At 54.0% G+C, this 15549-nt stretch carries 13 protein-coding genes; 7 read left to right on the forward strand and 6 right to left on the reverse strand.

From position 1 onward, the window contains the following. Positions 1 to 19: 19 nt before the first annotated feature. From RGAI101_RS20365 to RGAI101_RS20390, 7 genes are all read left to right on the forward strand, one after another. On the forward strand, positions 20 to 1240 hold the full coding sequence (locus RGAI101_RS20365; protein ID WP_008230106.1) for a cation:proton antiporter: 1221 nt from the start codon (positions 20 to 22) through the stop codon (positions 1238 to 1240). A 492-nt stretch (positions 1241 to 1732) separates the two neighbouring features. Beyond that, on the forward strand, positions 1733 to 2668 hold the full coding sequence (locus RGAI101_RS20370) for a hypothetical protein (protein WP_008229909.1): 936 nt from the start codon (positions 1733 to 1735) through the stop codon (positions 2666 to 2668). A gap of 80 nt (positions 2669 to 2748) precedes the next feature. Next, on the forward strand, positions 2749 to 3438 hold the full coding sequence (locus tag RGAI101_RS21400) for a methyltransferase (RefSeq protein ID WP_008229905.1): 690 nt from the start codon (positions 2749 to 2751) through the stop codon (positions 3436 to 3438). 18 nt (positions 3439 to 3456) lie between these two features. Continuing rightward, positions 3457 to 4830, forward strand: coding sequence for a B12-binding domain-containing radical SAM protein (locus RGAI101_RS20380; protein WP_008230152.1), 1374 nt, complete (start codon positions 3457 to 3459; stop codon positions 4828 to 4830). Positions 4831 to 4835: 5 nt separating this feature from the next. Continuing rightward, positions 4836 to 5003 (forward strand): hypothetical protein, encoded by a 168-nt coding sequence (locus tag RGAI101_RS22015; protein WP_008229885.1) that lies wholly within the window; start codon positions 4836 to 4838, stop codon positions 5001 to 5003. Beyond that, the gene (locus RGAI101_RS20385; protein ID WP_008229926.1) at positions 5000 to 6400 is read left to right on the forward strand and encodes a B12-binding domain-containing radical SAM protein; all 1401 of its coding nucleotides are present in this window, start codon (positions 5000 to 5002) and stop codon (positions 6398 to 6400) included. The genes RGAI101_RS22015 and RGAI101_RS20385 overlap by 4 nt, the downstream gene beginning before the upstream one ends. Next, on the forward strand, positions 6397 to 7200 hold the full coding sequence (locus tag RGAI101_RS20390; protein ID WP_008229874.1) for a class I SAM-dependent methyltransferase: 804 nt from the start codon (positions 6397 to 6399) through the stop codon (positions 7198 to 7200). Before RGAI101_RS20385 ends, RGAI101_RS20390 begins: the two co-directional genes overlap by 4 nt. Here the strand turns inward: RGAI101_RS20390 and RGAI101_RS20395 are convergent. The 6 genes from RGAI101_RS20395 to RGAI101_RS20420 are packed head-to-tail and all read right to left on the reverse strand — an operon-like array spanning position 7167 to position 15066. Beyond that, complete coding sequence (locus tag RGAI101_RS20395; protein WP_037230428.1) at positions 7167 to 8318, reverse strand: glycosyltransferase family 4 protein; 1152 nt, start codon at positions 8316 to 8318, stop codon at positions 7167 to 7169. The genes RGAI101_RS20390 and RGAI101_RS20395 overlap by 34 nt on opposite strands. After that, entirely contained in the window at positions 8319 to 9623 is a 1305-nt protein-coding gene (locus tag RGAI101_RS20400) for a glycosyltransferase family 4 protein (RefSeq protein ID WP_157044769.1), read from the reverse strand. It abuts the gene before it with no gap. Beyond that, the gene (locus RGAI101_RS20405) at positions 9527 to 10999 is read right to left on the reverse strand and encodes a B12-binding domain-containing radical SAM protein (protein WP_037230432.1); all 1473 of its coding nucleotides are present in this window, start codon (positions 10997 to 10999) and stop codon (positions 9527 to 9529) included. The genes RGAI101_RS20400 and RGAI101_RS20405 overlap by 97 nt, the downstream gene beginning before the upstream one ends. Positions 11000 to 11042: 43 nt before the next feature. Further along, positions 11043 to 12800, reverse strand: a complete 1758-nt coding sequence (locus tag RGAI101_RS20410; protein WP_008229973.1) for an ATP-binding cassette domain-containing protein — start codon at positions 12798 to 12800, stop codon at positions 11043 to 11045. Continuing rightward, complete coding sequence (locus RGAI101_RS20415) at positions 12797 to 13954, reverse strand: glycosyltransferase (protein WP_008230150.1); 1158 nt, start codon at positions 13952 to 13954, stop codon at positions 12797 to 12799. The genes RGAI101_RS20410 and RGAI101_RS20415 overlap by 4 nt, the downstream gene beginning before the upstream one ends. After that, the gene (locus RGAI101_RS20420) at positions 13951 to 15066 is read right to left on the reverse strand and encodes a hypothetical protein (protein WP_037230434.1); all 1116 of its coding nucleotides are present in this window, start codon (positions 15064 to 15066) and stop codon (positions 13951 to 13953) included. The genes RGAI101_RS20415 and RGAI101_RS20420 overlap by 4 nt, the downstream gene beginning before the upstream one ends. Positions 15067 to 15549 lie beyond the last annotated feature (483 nt).

Below are 15549 nucleotides of genomic sequence, written 5' to 3' on the forward strand. Positions count from 1 at the left end.
TTTTGCTTAGGAGGATGCAATGGATCTATTCTACATCTTCTTGGTGCTGCTCGTCATTACCCGTGCCTTCGGCGAATTGATGGAGCGCCTCAAACTGCCTTCATTGGTCGGCGAGTTGATCGCAGGGATCACCCTTGGCGCTGTCCTGACCGGTTTTCCGGAATCGTTTCCAACCCTTTCAGATATTTCCGACAATGTCGTTTTTGCGGCGATCACTGATCTGGGCATGTTTTTCCTCATGTTATATGCCGGGATCGAACTGAACCCCCGCAAGATAGTTGCGCGCGCGAAAGCTTCCTTTTTCATCGCCATGGGCGGCATGCTCCTCCCGATTGGACTGGGCATACTGCTCGGACTTGCGTTCATACCGGAGTCGCCCCTGCGATTTGCGCAATGCCTTTTCCTTGGCACGGCCCTCGCCATTACGGCGGTTCCAGCAACGGTGCGCATTCTGACCGATCTGGGCCAGCTTGACACGCCTATCGGCGAGACGGTTGTATCTGCGGCGGTATTTGACGATGTGCTCAGCCTTATCCTTCTGGCATGGCTCACCGGTGTTCTTGATGCGGGTAGCATGGCGGACATGGGCGATCTGGCGGTTTTGTCCGGAAACATATTGGTTTTCTTCCTCGTAACCGCCTTCATCGGCTTGGTCGTCTTTCCCTGGGGCGGTCGTCTGCTGATACACTTCAAAGTTCATGAGATCGAGATGAGCGCGATGCTCATCGGAGCCTTTGCTTTTGCGGTTCTGGCCGAGATTTTACACCTTCATTTCATCGTGGGTGCCTTCGTTGCCGGGCTATTCTTTGACCGCAATACTATTGACGAGGAAAGTTATGAGCGGCTGGAGCAGACTGTATCGGCCATCACCTTTGGCTTTCTCGGTCCCATATTTTTTTCGTCCATTGGACTGGAGATTGATTTTTCATCAGTTTTTGATGCCCCTTTATTCCTTGCCTTGCTGATCCTGTGTGCATTCCTGGGCAAAATCGTCGGCGCAGGGCTTGCGGCCCGTGCTTCCGGGTTTTCAAACAAGGATTCAGGATCTATCGGCATCGCGATGAGCCCGCGCGGTGCCGTTGAACTGGTTATCGCAGGGATTGCCCTGAAGGCCGGGCTTTTTGCGACCGGTGGTGGCGTCGTGCCGAACCTGTTTTCGTCCGTCGTTGTCATGGCAGTCGTTACCACGCTGGTCAGTCCAATCCTGTTGTCGCGGATGTTCCGATCTAGGCCGGATTGAACAAATACCGACGATCGGGTCTGAAGGTGTTGTCACGATAACCTCCCCGCGATTTTTCGCGCCGCAGTTCGGTCTTAGCTGATAGCGATGCAGACTCTCACGATCAGCTACAAACGTCATCATCAGCCCGTCAATCATGCATGGAACCCACTTCGTGAGATACCAAGCGGATCACACATATAACTTACTGCTCAAACTCCCGGCGTCTTTGGCTTCTTGACCATCTCGATGTCCTGCTCGCCAAGCTGAACCAGTAATCCTTCCTTCGTTCAAACCCCTATTTCTCTCCGATGCAGCCCAAGAACATCTGGTAGGTCCTTCTATGTCAGCAACCGCGCACGACCGTTTTCCATCGTGTCCTGTCCTTTGCGATTGCTCTTTATGGCCTCATCAGTTTTAAGTTCGCGATAGTTTGCTAGCACTTTTTCTCTTTCCTCGACGCGGGTGGTACCTTGCGCCAAACTGTGAAACCTATCGATGCCGCACCACAGAATGAATGACCCGATGGTTTCTGGGCAGCCTATTCTTCAGACCTCGATGATCGAAGATGCCATTTTGTCGACGGTTTCCTACAGCGATTGCTTTCGGTTTGCGATCTCTCTGCAAGAAATGCACAGGTTCCTGCACGGCTATGCTTGTACGATACAAGAGCTACAAGATGCGCTGAAGCAGACACAGCTTTGCCAAGGTCGATTGGAAACAGACGGTACGTATTACTGGCTTAAGGGGTGCCGTGAAAACCTGACAAATCGCCGGAATAGTGAAGCGCGGCTTCAATCCAGATTGAAGCAAGCGCGAGGTGTCGCAAGAGTTTTGAGCAATATGCCGCATGTCCGCATGGTCGGTTTAAGCGGTGCGCTTGCAGCACGGAACAGTACGCCAGGCGACGATCTGGATTTCTTTTGCATCACCGAACAAGGCAAGATGTGGCGGGCGCGCGCCTGGGTGGTCTGCGTTCGGGTCCTAGACAGCAAAACCGCGAAACTGGGCGTTTGCCCCAATTACTTTGTGTCGACAAAGGCTTTGCATATGGAAAAGCACACGCTCTATATCGCGAACGAACTTGCACTGATGGTGCCGCTTTACGGAGAAGACGTTTACCGTGAGTTGCGTGCGCAAAACCTCTGGACAGATCGTTTTTTGCCAAATGCCACGGATGTTCCCGAAATGACCCGTCATCTTGGCGTTCGTCCGAACCGCTGGGTCAAGACAGGTCTCGAGATCCTGATGAACTCACCGATAGGTACCTGGTTTGAGAGGTATGAAAGCAAGCGAAAGATCCGCCGTCTGAATGCGCCCGGCTTTCATGAGACACCGCATAGTCCCTTCACACTTGAACGTACCGGACAAAGGATATTCACAGGTGATACCATCGAGAAAGCATGGCGCAGCCGCGTTGACACGTTGATCAACGGAGGCGAAAACTGATCAACCCAAGACCGTTTTCCAATGATGAGCTGAAACTTCGAATGACCCAGAATGTGTCCTTGAATCAGTACCCCAACCGAATGCTCCAGATTCTTGTGCGTGGTTTTTGGCGGCTGTACCGTCCCTTTTTGCTGCCGCGCGTCCGCAGGCCGGTCGTTGAAAAGGTAGACGGATTTAGCTTTGTGGTTATTCCGACCGTTTTCAACCCGGTCGTTTTTCGAGCAGGTGTCATGCTGGGGCGCGCTGCGGGCCGTATAACTTTAGAGGCGGACGAAAGAGACAAAACCATGTTGGACATGGGCTGCGGAACCGGGATCGTCGGTGCATTTGCTGCCCGCAACGGGTTTCGAGTCACCTCTGTGGACATCAATCCGGATGCGGTCAGGGTCGCAAAGGCAAATGCCCTGCTGAACGATCAGACCGACAGGATCACCGTGCTGGAGGGAGATCTATTTGCCCCCGTCACTTCGCAAAGTTTTGATCTTGTGTGCTTTGGCCCACCCTATTTCAAAGGCCCGCCAAAAGGCGACCCCCTTAGCCAGGCATTCTGGAGCGAAGGCCTTATCGAACGCTTCTGCCATGCCCTACACAACCACCTGAACCCAAACGGGCGCGCCTTGGTGCATCTTTCTACAGACGGGGACAATGAAGGGTTTTTGCAATTCGCCCACGACGCAGGTTTTGACATCTCGGTCTTTGCGCGCAAAAACTATCTGAACGAAATCATGAGCGTTTACGAACTGCGCTTGCCGCGCGCAACAGTGGCATAACTTCTTGCAGGAGCCTCAGTGAAAACTCTTATCGGCCAAGCCTACCATCTGTATCTGGACCCAAAGAACTGGTCCAATATGGAGCTGTTCCCGCCTTTGGGCAGCCTTTATGCAGCGGCCGTTCTGCGCGAAGCCGGGCACGAAGTACATTTCTCGGACTCAATGATCGCCGAGAGCACGGATGTCTGGGCTGCAGCCCTCGATGCCGAAAGACCGCAGCTTGCGGTTATGTACGAAGATAATTTCAACTACCTGACCAAGATGTGTCTGCTGAACATGCGCGACGCAGCCCAGGTGATGATCGCAGCGGCCAAGAAAACTGGTGCGCTGGTCATCGTCGCGGGGTCTGACGCGTCGGATGTCCCAGAGACCTATCTGGATTTCGGTGCCGATGTTGTGATCAATGGCGAAGGTGAGATTACCCTCGAGCAACTGGTGGCAGCCTTGGAACAAGGTGGCTTGCAAAACATCCAGCATATTGAAGGCATTACCTTTTTCGGCTCAGATGGGGCGGTCATAAAAACGCCTAAGCGGCGCAGCCTGCGCGACATTGACAGTTTACCCATGCCCGCTTGGGACCTGATCGACCTGTCACGCTACCGCGAGAAATGGAAAGCACATCATGGTCGGTTCGAGCTGAACATCGCCACATCTCGGGGCTGTCCGTTTCATTGCAACTGGTGCGCAAAGCCGATTTGGGGCCGGGCCTATAACGCCCGCAGTCCTGAGAAAATCGCCGATGAATTCGCGATATTGGCAAAACAGGGCAACCCTGACCGCATCTGGGTGATGGATGATATCTTCGCGATGAAGCCAGGTTGGGCGCGCTCTTTTGCCAACGCGTTGAAAGACCGCAACGTGCAGCTTCCTTTCAAATGCCTCAGCCGTGCAGACCTGCTGCTGCGCAAGGGAGAAGTTGAAGCCCTGGCAGATGCAGGATGCCAGGAGCTTTGGATCGGGGCCGAGTCCGGGAGCCAGAAGATCTTGGACGCGATGGAAAAAGGCACCTCGTTGCAGCAAATTGACGATGCCACTCGCCTGTTAAAACAGCATGGCATTCGGGTCGGTTTTTTTCTGCAATACGGCTATCCAGGAGAAACCTGGGCGGATATCAAACAAACCTTCGGGCTTTTGCGGCGCAACTTGCCCGACGTGATCGGTATTTCTGTGTCCTACCCTTTGCCCGGCACCCCGTTCCATGATCGTGTTCTGGACCAACTGGGCAGCAAGAAAAACTGGCAGCATGCCGACGATCTGGATCTGATGTATCGCGGGCCGTTCAAGACGTCATTCTACCGCGTTCTGCACCGCTTTACCCATCGCCTTGCCCGCTATCAACGCGGCACCGCAACGCCGATCCAGCGCGATACGGCAGGAAAATCAAACCATTAGCAACGATGCGCGAAGCCGCAGGAACCCTGCGCGCGTTCGTCTATATGGTGCCGCTGTGGGCGCAATTGCATGTCTTGCGCGTGACATCGCGGCCGGGCGTCACACCGATTGATCCCAAACTGAGCCGCGCGGCGGCCGGGCTTGGTGCTGTTGATTTGACCGAAGGGAAATGACTTTGGACATCTTGCTGTGCCATAGTTATTTTCTCGATCAGGACCCGATTGAAAAGCGCGTGATGAAACCCTACCCACCGCTGGGTTTGCTGTATCTGTCGTCTTATCTAAAGGCCGAAGGGTTTGCTGTCGGGCTGCATGATACCACCTTCAGCACCTATCAGTCCGTCGCAGACGACATCCAACGACACAGCCCCTTCGCAGTGGGGATATATACCAATCTGATGACCCGCCGTCATGTGTTGGCCATCATGGAAATGGCAAAAGCCCAAGGGTGCCATGTCATTCTAGGCGGCCCCGAAGCGGCAAATTATGCCCAAGAATATCTCGACCATGGTGCCGATGTCATCGTTGCCGGTGAAGGCGAGCAAACGCTTGTTGAATTGATCCCGCATCTGAAAAAGAACGGGCTAAAGAATTTAGGCAAGATCAATGGTTTGATCTTTCGCGCAGCCGATGGGGCGATCGAACGCACTGCACCGCGATTTTTGCACCGCCAGATTGATGACTACCCGTTTCCCGACCGCGCCGCGATTGACCTGAACCACTACATGGATATCTGGCAAACGCACCACGGGGTCAGATCGGTGTCGCTGATCACGGCACGCGGGTGTCCCTATGCCTGCCAGTGGTGCAGCCATTCGGTCTTTGGCAAAAGCTACCGCCACCGCACGCCTGAGAATGTCATTGCCGAGCTGCTGGAAATTCGCGACGTCTACCAGCCTGATCAGGTCTGGTATGCCGACGACGTATTCACCATGAATTTCCGCTGGCTCGACCGTTTTGCCGACCTTCTGGAACAAAACAATCTGCACTACCCTTTCGAAGCCATATCAAGAGAGGATCGCCTGACTGAAGATGTCATCAAAACCCTCAAGCGGATGGGGTGCTACCGCGTGTGGATTGGCGCGGAAAGCGGATCCCAACGCATATTGGATGCGATGGAGCGGCGTACGAATGCAAAACGCATGCGGGAAATGATTACCTTGTTGCAAAATCATGGCATCCGCGCAGGCACCTTCATCATGGTTGGATATGAGGGCGAAACATTTGACGACATAGCGGCGACGGTCCAGCATCTGAAGGCCGCCCTACCGGACGATGTGCTATCGACGCTGTCTTATCCGATCAAGGGAACGCCTTACCACGATCAAGTCGCGGACCGGCTTGTCATGCAGGGTGATTGGGCGACCACAACCGAACGCGATGCCAAGATAAAGGGGCGCCATTCCCGTCTTTATTATAATTCGATCGAGGCGTGGATACAGGCAGAAGTCCAATTGACCCGTGTCCGCAAAACCGGCGTCGCGGGGTTGGCGAAACTGCCCAAACTGGTGCTTCAGACCTACCGCCACAGGCTGAACATCTGGCGCAGGCGTCACGAGGTCGAAGCATGAGAAAAGCAGCTTTTGACGAGGTTGCTCCCGACTATGATGACCGCTTTTCAAACCAACCCATCACGCAGCATCTGCGCCATCACCTCCATGCAAAGGCTACAGCCTATTTGCCCCCGCAGGCGCGTATTCTTGAGGTTGGCTGCGGCACCGGCGTCGATGCTGCACATTTTGCAGCGCAGGGCCATTTTGTGATGGCCACCGACCCGTCAAGCGAGATGCTGCAGGTCGCGCGAAACCGCCGCGCGCCAGATCACGGGCGATTCGAAATCTGGAATGCCGATGCGCCGCCCCCGCAGGTTTTGGCCCGCTACAGTCCCTATGACATGGTCTTTTCAAACTTTGGCGCGGTGAATTGCATTTCTGATCTGGGGGCCTTCGCCAACCGGATTGCGCCGCTTATGCGTCCGAATGCGGTTGTGTTCATCGTGGTTATCAACCGCTGGTGCCTATCTGAACTTATCCTGAACCTTGCTTTGATGAACCGGAAGAACCTGACACGCCGCTGGCGCAAACACACCACCGCCACCTTGGAAGATGGCACCAAGCTCGCGCTTCATTTGCCGTCGGTCAACGACCTGACGTCGGCATTTTCACCCCACTTCAAATTGCAAAAGACCGCCCCCATCGGTGTCTTCGTGCCCCCCAGCGAGCTTTACCAGAGCTATCAGAAACGTCCGAAACTGCTGCGTATGGCCTATTGGCTGGATCAGAGGCTCGGTCCTGTCTGGCCCTTCTCAAAACTGGGCGATCACAGCCTGTTTGTGTTTCAACGGACCGACACGCGCCCGGCGGCAACCTGATCGTAAAGCGCCAAGAATGCGTCCCGAGCCTTGTCCAACGTCGCATTTTCCATGACCCAAGCGCGTTGATCTTCGGCTTCGCCCGCCCAATCAACGCGCTTTTTGAGGGTCGTTTTCAACAAGTTCTGCATTGCTTCAACGCTCCCCGGTTCGCATCGCCAGTCTTGCGCCACCATCTGAGGCAGAATTCCCACCGAAGTCCCGATCACCGGCGTACCGCAGGCCGCAGCTTCCATCGCAGCGAAACACTGGCTTTCGAACCAACTGCCTTGCACGACCAGATCCGCCCCGCGATACCATTGTGGCATTTCCCAATGGGGTTGCGCCTCGTGAAGCGTGATGGGCAGGGTGCCAATCTGCTGGGTCAACGCATTGCGTGCCCCGCGCGTATTGGCATCTGGCCCGACCAGATGCCAATGCACCCCGTCCAACAGCGCCGGGGATTGTTCAACCACCCCCCGCAACGCGGCAAGCATAATATCAAGCCCTTTGACGGGGGTCAGCGACGCAGCTTTCAAGATACGTGTTTCGCCTTTTAGGGCTACCGCCGGACCTGTCGGTGAAAACCGCGCTGCATCCAAACCTAAGGGGATGGTTTGCGGTGATGGGCCATCGTGGCTGCCAATCCGCTTGGCCAAACTGTCCGATCCGCAGGTCACTGCGCGCGACTGCCGCAGGACCCGCGAAAGCCGCGCTTTGTTCAACGCGCCTTTGTATGCGCCATAGCCAATCTGGTCGATGAAAACGGCTTCGCCAGCATACATCGTTGTAATCAAGGGCAATCCCAGCCGCTTTGCCGCACGCGCAGCGACTTGCCCCGGTGTGTCCGCCGAAATCGCATGCACCAGATCATAAGGGGTTTTCTGATGCTCAGAGATTAGCCTGTTTTCGACCGTGCCCAAGCCCACGCGTTTGCGTAACCGTCCGTATCGCGCAAGCCCGAAGGACAAGACCCGCGCCCCGAAGATATGATAGTCTCGCGTTTCAAACGGGTAATACATCGCATAAATATCAACATCTACGGTTCCCGAAATGGACCGGATCAAATCGATCAAAGGGGGCAACGACAAGTCGTTATTGCTTTGAGCAAACCCTTTGGTGACAACCGCGATGCGCATTCAAACCCTCTTTGAGTTGGATAAGGTGCCAAGTGCTGACATCATCGCCCCCGCCATCACGTCGTAGCTGAGATATTTATCAAAGTAGCTTCGCTGGCGCAAACGCGTGGCTTGAGACACATACCGTTTCAGCGGGGCCATCCGTTCAGCGATCTCCGCAGCGTTGGCAGTCTGCGAGAAAAGCACGCCGTTCAACTCCTGATCCTGTTCTGCAATGAGCTGGATCGAAGGAAGTGCCGTACAGGCACACATCGCGCCGCATGCAAGCGACTCTCCTAGTGAAATCGGTCCGGTTTCATAGGTGCTGGTCAAGAAGTAAATATCGGCGCTGTTATAGACAGCCACCATTTCGTCATGCGGCACTGATCCGCAAATTGTGACAGCGCTGGACAACTTCGGCGAATTGGCAATCCGGTTTTTGACCTCCGGCAGCAGCGTGTCGAACCGGAAAAACAGATAAAGCTGCGCGTCAGGCCACTGTTCCAAAAGATGCTCGAAGCTATCAAGCATCAGGATCGGGCGTTTTCTGTGTTGCAGGTTTGATGTCGAAACCACGACGGGATTGCCCGTCATACCGGTCTTCTGCCGCGCCAGTTCTTGTGAGCTTAACGCGAAAGAGGTCGAAATCTCTGGAAGACCCTCAAAACGCTGCTGCGCGTTGAATAAACCGCTGCCGCGCCACATCTCTTTACGCTCCAGTGAGGGGGTGAAGAACACATCGCTCCACCGAAGCGCATTTTTCTGACGTATCCGCCGGACGGGGTGACGCGATGGGACGCCTCCGTGGTCGGAACAGCTGACCAGACATCCCGCATTCTTGGCCCAACGGGTCACGGGCTGATGCGCCACCCATTCCGAAATACCGAAAACATGAAGGACCTCAGGCGGGTTGGCCGCAAAATATTTAATCAGTGCATCGCAGTTCGGGGTCCCTGTCGCCTCTAGGCCCAAGAGCCGGGTCATCAACCCGTTCGAACGGTTGCGTCCGGCCTGAACAAGCGGGAAGCCACAAACATCGACGCCCGCGATTTCTTGGCGTTGGTGCACATCAAAGGCCTGATAAAGCGTGACCTGATACCCCAAATCGACCAAAGCCCTGGCAAGACAGTGCGCGTGAAAATAAGCCTTGGTGGTGGCTTGCAGATCATCTCCGGGGCGCGCCAAGTGCATATTGACCAGCGCGACCCTCGCTCCCTGCTTGATCGACATCAAAAGCCTGCGGTCTCGGGACGTTGATAAGGAATCAATTTGTTCAGCAGACGCAGCTCGTAGGGCCCGTAGTGGAAATTTGTGGCAAACCGCCAACGCCCCGCCGTGCGCAGGATTGTTCGTTTCATCGGGCTTAGGTTTTCATCCGTGACCGTCGGGAATGTGCTGTCGATCACCAATCGGAAGTTACGCAGCTTGCGACGTATCTTTTCGGTGATCCAAGGCAGCTCTCCGTCGCGGCGCTGACAAATGCGCTGCCAGTGTTCTGATGACCATTCCTCAATCTCGGTCGGGAATACAAAACCTGCGTCTTCAGCGCTTTGCAGCATTTCACCTTCTTGCGGGACAGGCGTGTAGGAATACAGAATGATTTCCGAGCCCGGATTCATCACCTTGATCTTCTTGATGAATTCTAGCGTCTCGTCCATGTCCGTGACCGGGTCCGGAGGGTTGCCGATAATAAATGAAAACTCGGGCACAATGTCGAATTTTCGCATCGTTTCAGCAAGTTGCAATATGCCGTTGACAGTTTGTTTGCCCCCCTTGTTCATCTTTTTCAAGGTTGCGTCAGATCCGGTTTCGGCCCCGATATAGACCATCTTCAGCCCGCTTGCCGCCATCGAAGCCCACGTTTCTTCGGAATATTTCAGCAAGGTATCGCCGCGCCCGTAAGCCCACCATTTGATCTTGTGATGCGCGATTTGATCGCAAAAAGACTTTGTGCGCGCCTCGCCCAGAAAGAAATTGTTGTCGTGGAATTCAATGGCATTCGCGCCATACTCTTCAACCAGTCGCGCAACCCCGCGCGCACCAAGATCAGGCGTTTCAGCCGACGTTTTGCCATTCACCATGCTGACAACGCCACAAAAGCCGCATTTGAACGGACAGCCAAGGCTGATGTGATGCCCGATCGTGCGCGACCCCAAGAACGTGGGCCGCATGTAAAACTCCATATCAAGAGCTTTGTAAGGGAATTCCGGCAGGGAGTTGATGTCCACAAGCTTGGACATCCTGTTTTGAATGATCTCGCCTTGTGGGTCGCGGTAGATCAGGTTGGGATAGGAAAGATCAGGCGTGCCATCCAGAACGCTTTGCAAAAACGTGCCCAGATCGCCGTTCACATATCCCTTGAGCCCGTAATCCACGGCGGGGCAGCTCATCGCGGCGCGGGGGTACATCGTGGGGAAATATCCGCCCCAGACCACAACCAGATCAGGAAAGCGACGCTTGAGCGCAAGGGTGATTTCAAATGAACTGGCAGTTTGCGGACCGGGCATGACCGTCAGGGCAAGGATACGCGCATCGGTTTGCACAACCTTATCGCTCAAGGTTTCGATGGGATCGGCCAGATGATTGGCGTCAACGATCTCGTAGGGCAATTTCCCTTCGAATGTTGCGGCGACGGCCAGCAATGACATGGGCAAGATAGGTTTGGCACCACTATGGCTTTTGCCGTTAACAAGCAGGATCAATGTACGTTCCGATCATCTTCTATTTGTCTTGATCCCCTCAGCGTCACAGCTTCAGCACTCTGGTCTCGTGTGACCTTATTTCAGTCAGGGACGTCGAGGAAATATGAAAGACCCTATCCATGAGATGTGTATCGAACAACCGATGCGTTACATAAATGAAGGCCATGTTTGGGTCCGCTTTGCGCAAGTTGGCAAGCAAGGGAACAAGATTGTCTTGGCTGATGGCGTTCAGCCCTTCGTCGCAAATAATCAGGCGGGGCCGCCGCAACAGGGCTTGGGCCAAACTGATCCGTTGACGTTCTCCGCCCGACAACCGACAGCCCCGGTCACCGACCATTGTCTCTAGCCCCTGGGGCAAGGCAGCGACAAATTCCATCGCACCGCTAAGCCGCAGGGCATCATCAATTTCAGCGTCGGTCGCATCGTCCTGAACCCATAGCAGGTTTTGCCGGATCGTCGTATTCGCCAAGAAAGTCTGCTGCGGGATATAAGAAATCTGATTAAGGTAACCGCGCCCGGCGACAGGGGTGATGGTGTTTTCAAAATGGTTAATCTCTCCGGATTGAGGGTGATAGAGCCCCAAAGCAAGGTCGATCAACGTCGTTTTACCAGCGCCTGAAGATCCAGTGATGGCGACAAAATCACCGAACTTCACGTCCAGATTGACGTCTCGCAATAATGGTACTTCTGGATCAAAGGCGAAGGCAACATCTTTGAAACGCATCAAACAGTCAGGATGAGAGGAGCCCTCCTGAAGGTTTTGACAGCGTGTTGCAGGCAATTTGCCATCCCGAGCCTCAGCGCAATCACGGCCAAAGGCGCGCAAGGTGTCAAAGGCCGGCAACAAGTTCTCGATCGATTGAACATTCTGGTTGAACCGCTGAAGGATCGGCGTCAGCCGCGCGAGCATGAGAAGGATCAGCAACAAGAGTTCCGGCGGGGTCTGGGTCAAAAACGTGCCGACGAGCAAGAGTAGACCGGTCACCCCCGCCATCACCCCTTGAAGAAGTACACCCGTCGAAAGCTGACGGTGCTTGAAATCAAAGCTGTTGTGCTGCGACGCCTCGACAGCTTTTTCAAAAAAGAAAACATATCGGGCTTCAAGCTGCTGCGCTTTGGCCGTTTTGAGGTTCTGCAGGAATTCACTTGTAATCTTATGCAAGGCCTGGCCGGTTTCCGTCACGCCACGCCCTAAATCCCGGGCTTTGCGCATGATAGGGCGGAGCCATAGAAACAGGACCCCAATCGCTAGGGTAATTAGGACTGCAAGCACAGGCGACAGATAAACAAGGATCGCGCCGTAGCAGACCAGCAAGGTCACATCGACAAGCGCAATGCTCATCAGGGTAACGGCGGACTTCACTCTGACGATTTCGGTGATCAGGATGTTTTCGACATAGGCTTGCTTCAGTCCCGCCATGAACGACCAGCGGACCTGCGCTAGATTGCCCAACAGATCGACCCGCAACAGATCAGAAAAGTAGGTAGACAGCTTAAAGGCCGCGTCATCCCGATTTTTTGAAACAATTGCCCGCAAGATAATCATGACCACGAAAATCAAGCAAAATAGAACAAGAACCCATGGGGATGTCTGCCCTGTCCCCACCCACTGATCCAGCACGCTCGGCGGACGGTCGGCTACACTTTGCCCCCCGATCATTACGGCGAAAAAAGGAATGAACAAGGCAATGCCAGCCCCTTCCAACGCGGCAGCAAGCAGGTAGAGACAAAACAACTGGATAGATTTACGCGGAGAATAGACAACGACCGCTTTGACAAGGTCAAAGAATACGCCCTTCACTGGCAAAGCTCTTGAGCGGTCGGTTTGGTCTGTGCGGGGCATCGGGTGATGTCGGTGTAAAAACCTGACATATCTGCTGCGATATCTTTCCACCGAAAACTTCTGAGCATCCAGTCCTGCCCCCGCTGCCCCATAGCTTCAAGCGTTGAATCCGGCAGGCTCGTCGCATGAAGCAATGCGCGCGCCAAGATCTCTGGGGTATTGTCGGTCCACCATCCGGCGCTCTGGTCGATCAGCCCCGACCACGGCGTACCGGTTGCAGCGATCACAGGGGTCCCGACGCTCAACGCCTCTGCCGCCGTTAATCCAAAGTTTTCGTTCTTTGAAGGCAGCATGAAAAGCTTGCTGTCGGCCATCACCGCATCGCGTTCAGCGTGAAAAAGCGGGCCGCCAAAGGAGATCTGGCCAGTGGTACAAGTCGCTGCAAGCGCCTTAAGCTGGTTGATGTAGCCATTACGGTCAGGGCCGCGCAATTCAAGCGTCCAGTCGGGGCGATGGTGCGCCATATGCTTCCAAGCCGAAATCAGGTTCTCTAGACCCTTCTTCGGATCAAGCCGGCACAAAGCCAGCACCCTTTTTTTGCGCGCCGTCATAGGTCTAATGGTATTGGCATCAGCATCGACCCCGTTGCGGATGACCTGAACATGCGCTTTTGGCGCAATGCTCAACACTTCTTGTGCTTCTTCGTCACAGGTGACGTGAAAGCCGTCCGCGGCCATAAGACATTTGTGTTGGTAAAACGCCATGGCAAGGCGCTTTTTGTGTGTTGATTGCTTGAGTGCCTCAGTAGAAAGCGCTCCATGAGGCGAGATGATCAGGGACGCACCGGTGGCGCGTTTGACCTGCATGCCGGCTATGCTGGAAAACGTCCAAATGCCGTGGACGTGAATGACATCTGGTTTGAACTGCGCCAGTCGGGCGCAGATCTGGTTGGAAAATCCAAAGGTTTTGACAATTCGCTCCGAAAACGTCTGAACCTTCGCGCCGCGCCACCAATCCGGCAGCTCCTTTGGTGAGCCATTGGATATAACCCCGAAAACGCAGATTTCGTGGCCAAGTGCAGCAAGCTCTCTGGACAAGCTTTCGACAACCACCCGGACGCCGGACGCTTGGGTAAACGGTTCTGCAGTTACAAACGCGATGCGCAGCGTCATATCGTGGTCTCGGGTGACGTGATTTTGGCCTGAGGCAACAGAACGCCCGGCGAAATATAACCCGTCGCGCTCTCGCGTTGTTCGCGGATCACATCTGAAAGGAACTGCCGGTTCTTGGCGTTCAAGTCTTCGTTGCGATATATGCCCTGGGTCAGTTGATAGGGTTTGTAGGGTAGATATTTGTCCAAAATACGCTCGATAAAGAAACGGGTACTGAACCAGTATTCGATCTTTCTTCCGACCTTCCGTGCAAATGCTTTCCGCTTGTCCTGATAGGATAGACTCGAAAACTTAGACCGGTCAAATTTCTCTTTTTCGATAAGAATTTCCGATTTTTCCGGATCGAGGTCATCCAAAATCCGTTCCAAAGGCATCCTGTTGAACGAACTGAGCCCGAACACCCGGGCGATCTTTTCCTTCAACAAAACCAGCTGCACCCCTCGGGCAGAATAAGCGACGTTCTCGCGCTTGGCTGTCGTAATTCGTGTCCGCAGCGTGGCTGTCTGGGCATCGCTCAGCGCGAAAATGTCTTGGAACACCTCGCCCTCAGACAGCGTTTCCAAGGGCAGTAAATATACTTTTTCGAAGCGGGTAGCATACAGCGCATAAAGTCTCTGCAAGTCAAAATCATCGACGGAAAAATGCGCAAGAAGCCCTGACGCGCGAAAGGCTTTGAACCGAACGAACGCGTCTTTCTTTAAAAAGAAGTATTCCGGAGACTTCTGCATGCCTTGTTTGAACATTTCGAGAAACAAGCTTTTCATGAGCGCTTCACCGTCGCGGATCGACAAGATAATGGTCGCGTCCTTGCCAAAAATTTCCAGGTTCCGGTCCGCAAACGCCTCCCATTCATCTGGCTGAAAGCCTACCAAGGCTTCGTTGCTGACCAAAAGCGGACCTTTGCGCAATTCAGCTTTGACCTTCGCCAGTTGGATCCCGGTTTCATCCGGCAAAAAATGTATCCGTCCCAACAGTTTTTGCAGAGATTCAGGGTTGAATGTGATGTTCTTCATCACCGAGATTTCCGGAAAGACATGCCGTTGCAACGTCGTGCTGCCGGTCTTGGGAAGTCCTACATGGATGATAAGATTGTCTTTTTGCGCCTTGCTCATTACGTGCCACTGTCAAGCATTCAAAATTAAATCGCGGATACCAGATCGCGAAATATTGTTATGTGCCGCAGAAGGCACATTCACAATGGTGTTTGGCTGTCGTTCAATCTTTTACAACCCATTAACCTCAAAAGCACGACTTTTCAGGAGTCGAATAGAGCGCTTTTGCCAAGTGAAAACGAGTTAGTCCTGAAGCGAGTAAACTCTTTTTCTGTCCCTTAAATTTGGGCTTGGCGAAAATATTTAACCAATGGAAGAGTATCACATCCGTCCAGTGTCGAACCCTTCCTGATGTGCGCGGATAAATTTTGCAATCAGGTCGGGACGTCGCAACTGGTCTCTGAGGCACGCAGGAACGCACTGCTCGAAATCTATGCCATGTACGACGGGCGCGTCCGGAACGGATCACACCTTCGCTGAGGGCCTTACTTCGGGTGGCTTTATCGCATTAGCAGAGATCTTCAGAGAGGATGTTATAGACAC

It is taken from the genome of Roseobacter sp. GAI101 (genome assembly GCF_000156335.1).
Lineage (GTDB): Bacteria > Pseudomonadota > Alphaproteobacteria > Rhodobacterales > Rhodobacteraceae > Sulfitobacter.

Excerpts from the sequence above, each read along its gene's own strand:
- RGAI101_RS20365 (WP_008230106.1), top strand. The coding sequence starts at position 20 with ATGGATCTATTCTACATCTTCTTGGTGCTGCTCGTCATTACCCGTGCC.
- RGAI101_RS20370 (WP_008229909.1), top strand. The coding sequence starts at position 1,733 with ATGAATGACCCGATGGTTTCTGGGCAGCCTATTCTTCAGACCTCGATG.
- RGAI101_RS21400 (WP_008229905.1), top strand. The coding sequence starts at position 2,749 with ATGCTCCAGATTCTTGTGCGTGGTTTTTGGCGGCTGTACCGTCCCTTT.
- RGAI101_RS22015 (WP_008229885.1), top strand. The coding sequence starts at position 4,836 with ATGCGCGAAGCCGCAGGAACCCTGCGCGCGTTCGTCTATATGGTGCCG.
- RGAI101_RS20385 (WP_008229926.1), top strand. The coding sequence starts at position 5,000 with ATGACTTTGGACATCTTGCTGTGCCATAGTTATTTTCTCGATCAGGAC.
- RGAI101_RS20390 (WP_008229874.1), top strand. The coding sequence starts at position 6,397 with ATGAGAAAAGCAGCTTTTGACGAGGTTGCTCCCGACTATGATGACCGC.
- RGAI101_RS20395 (WP_037230428.1), bottom strand. The coding sequence starts at position 8,318 with ATGCGCATCGCGGTTGTCACCAAAGGGTTTGCTCAAAGCAATAACGAC.
- RGAI101_RS20415 (WP_008230150.1), bottom strand. The coding sequence starts at position 13,954 with ATGACGCTGCGCATCGCGTTTGTAACTGCAGAACCGTTTACCCAAGCG.
- RGAI101_RS20420 (WP_037230434.1), bottom strand. The coding sequence starts at position 15,066 with ATGAGCAAGGCGCAAAAAGACAATCTTATCATCCATGTAGGACTTCCC.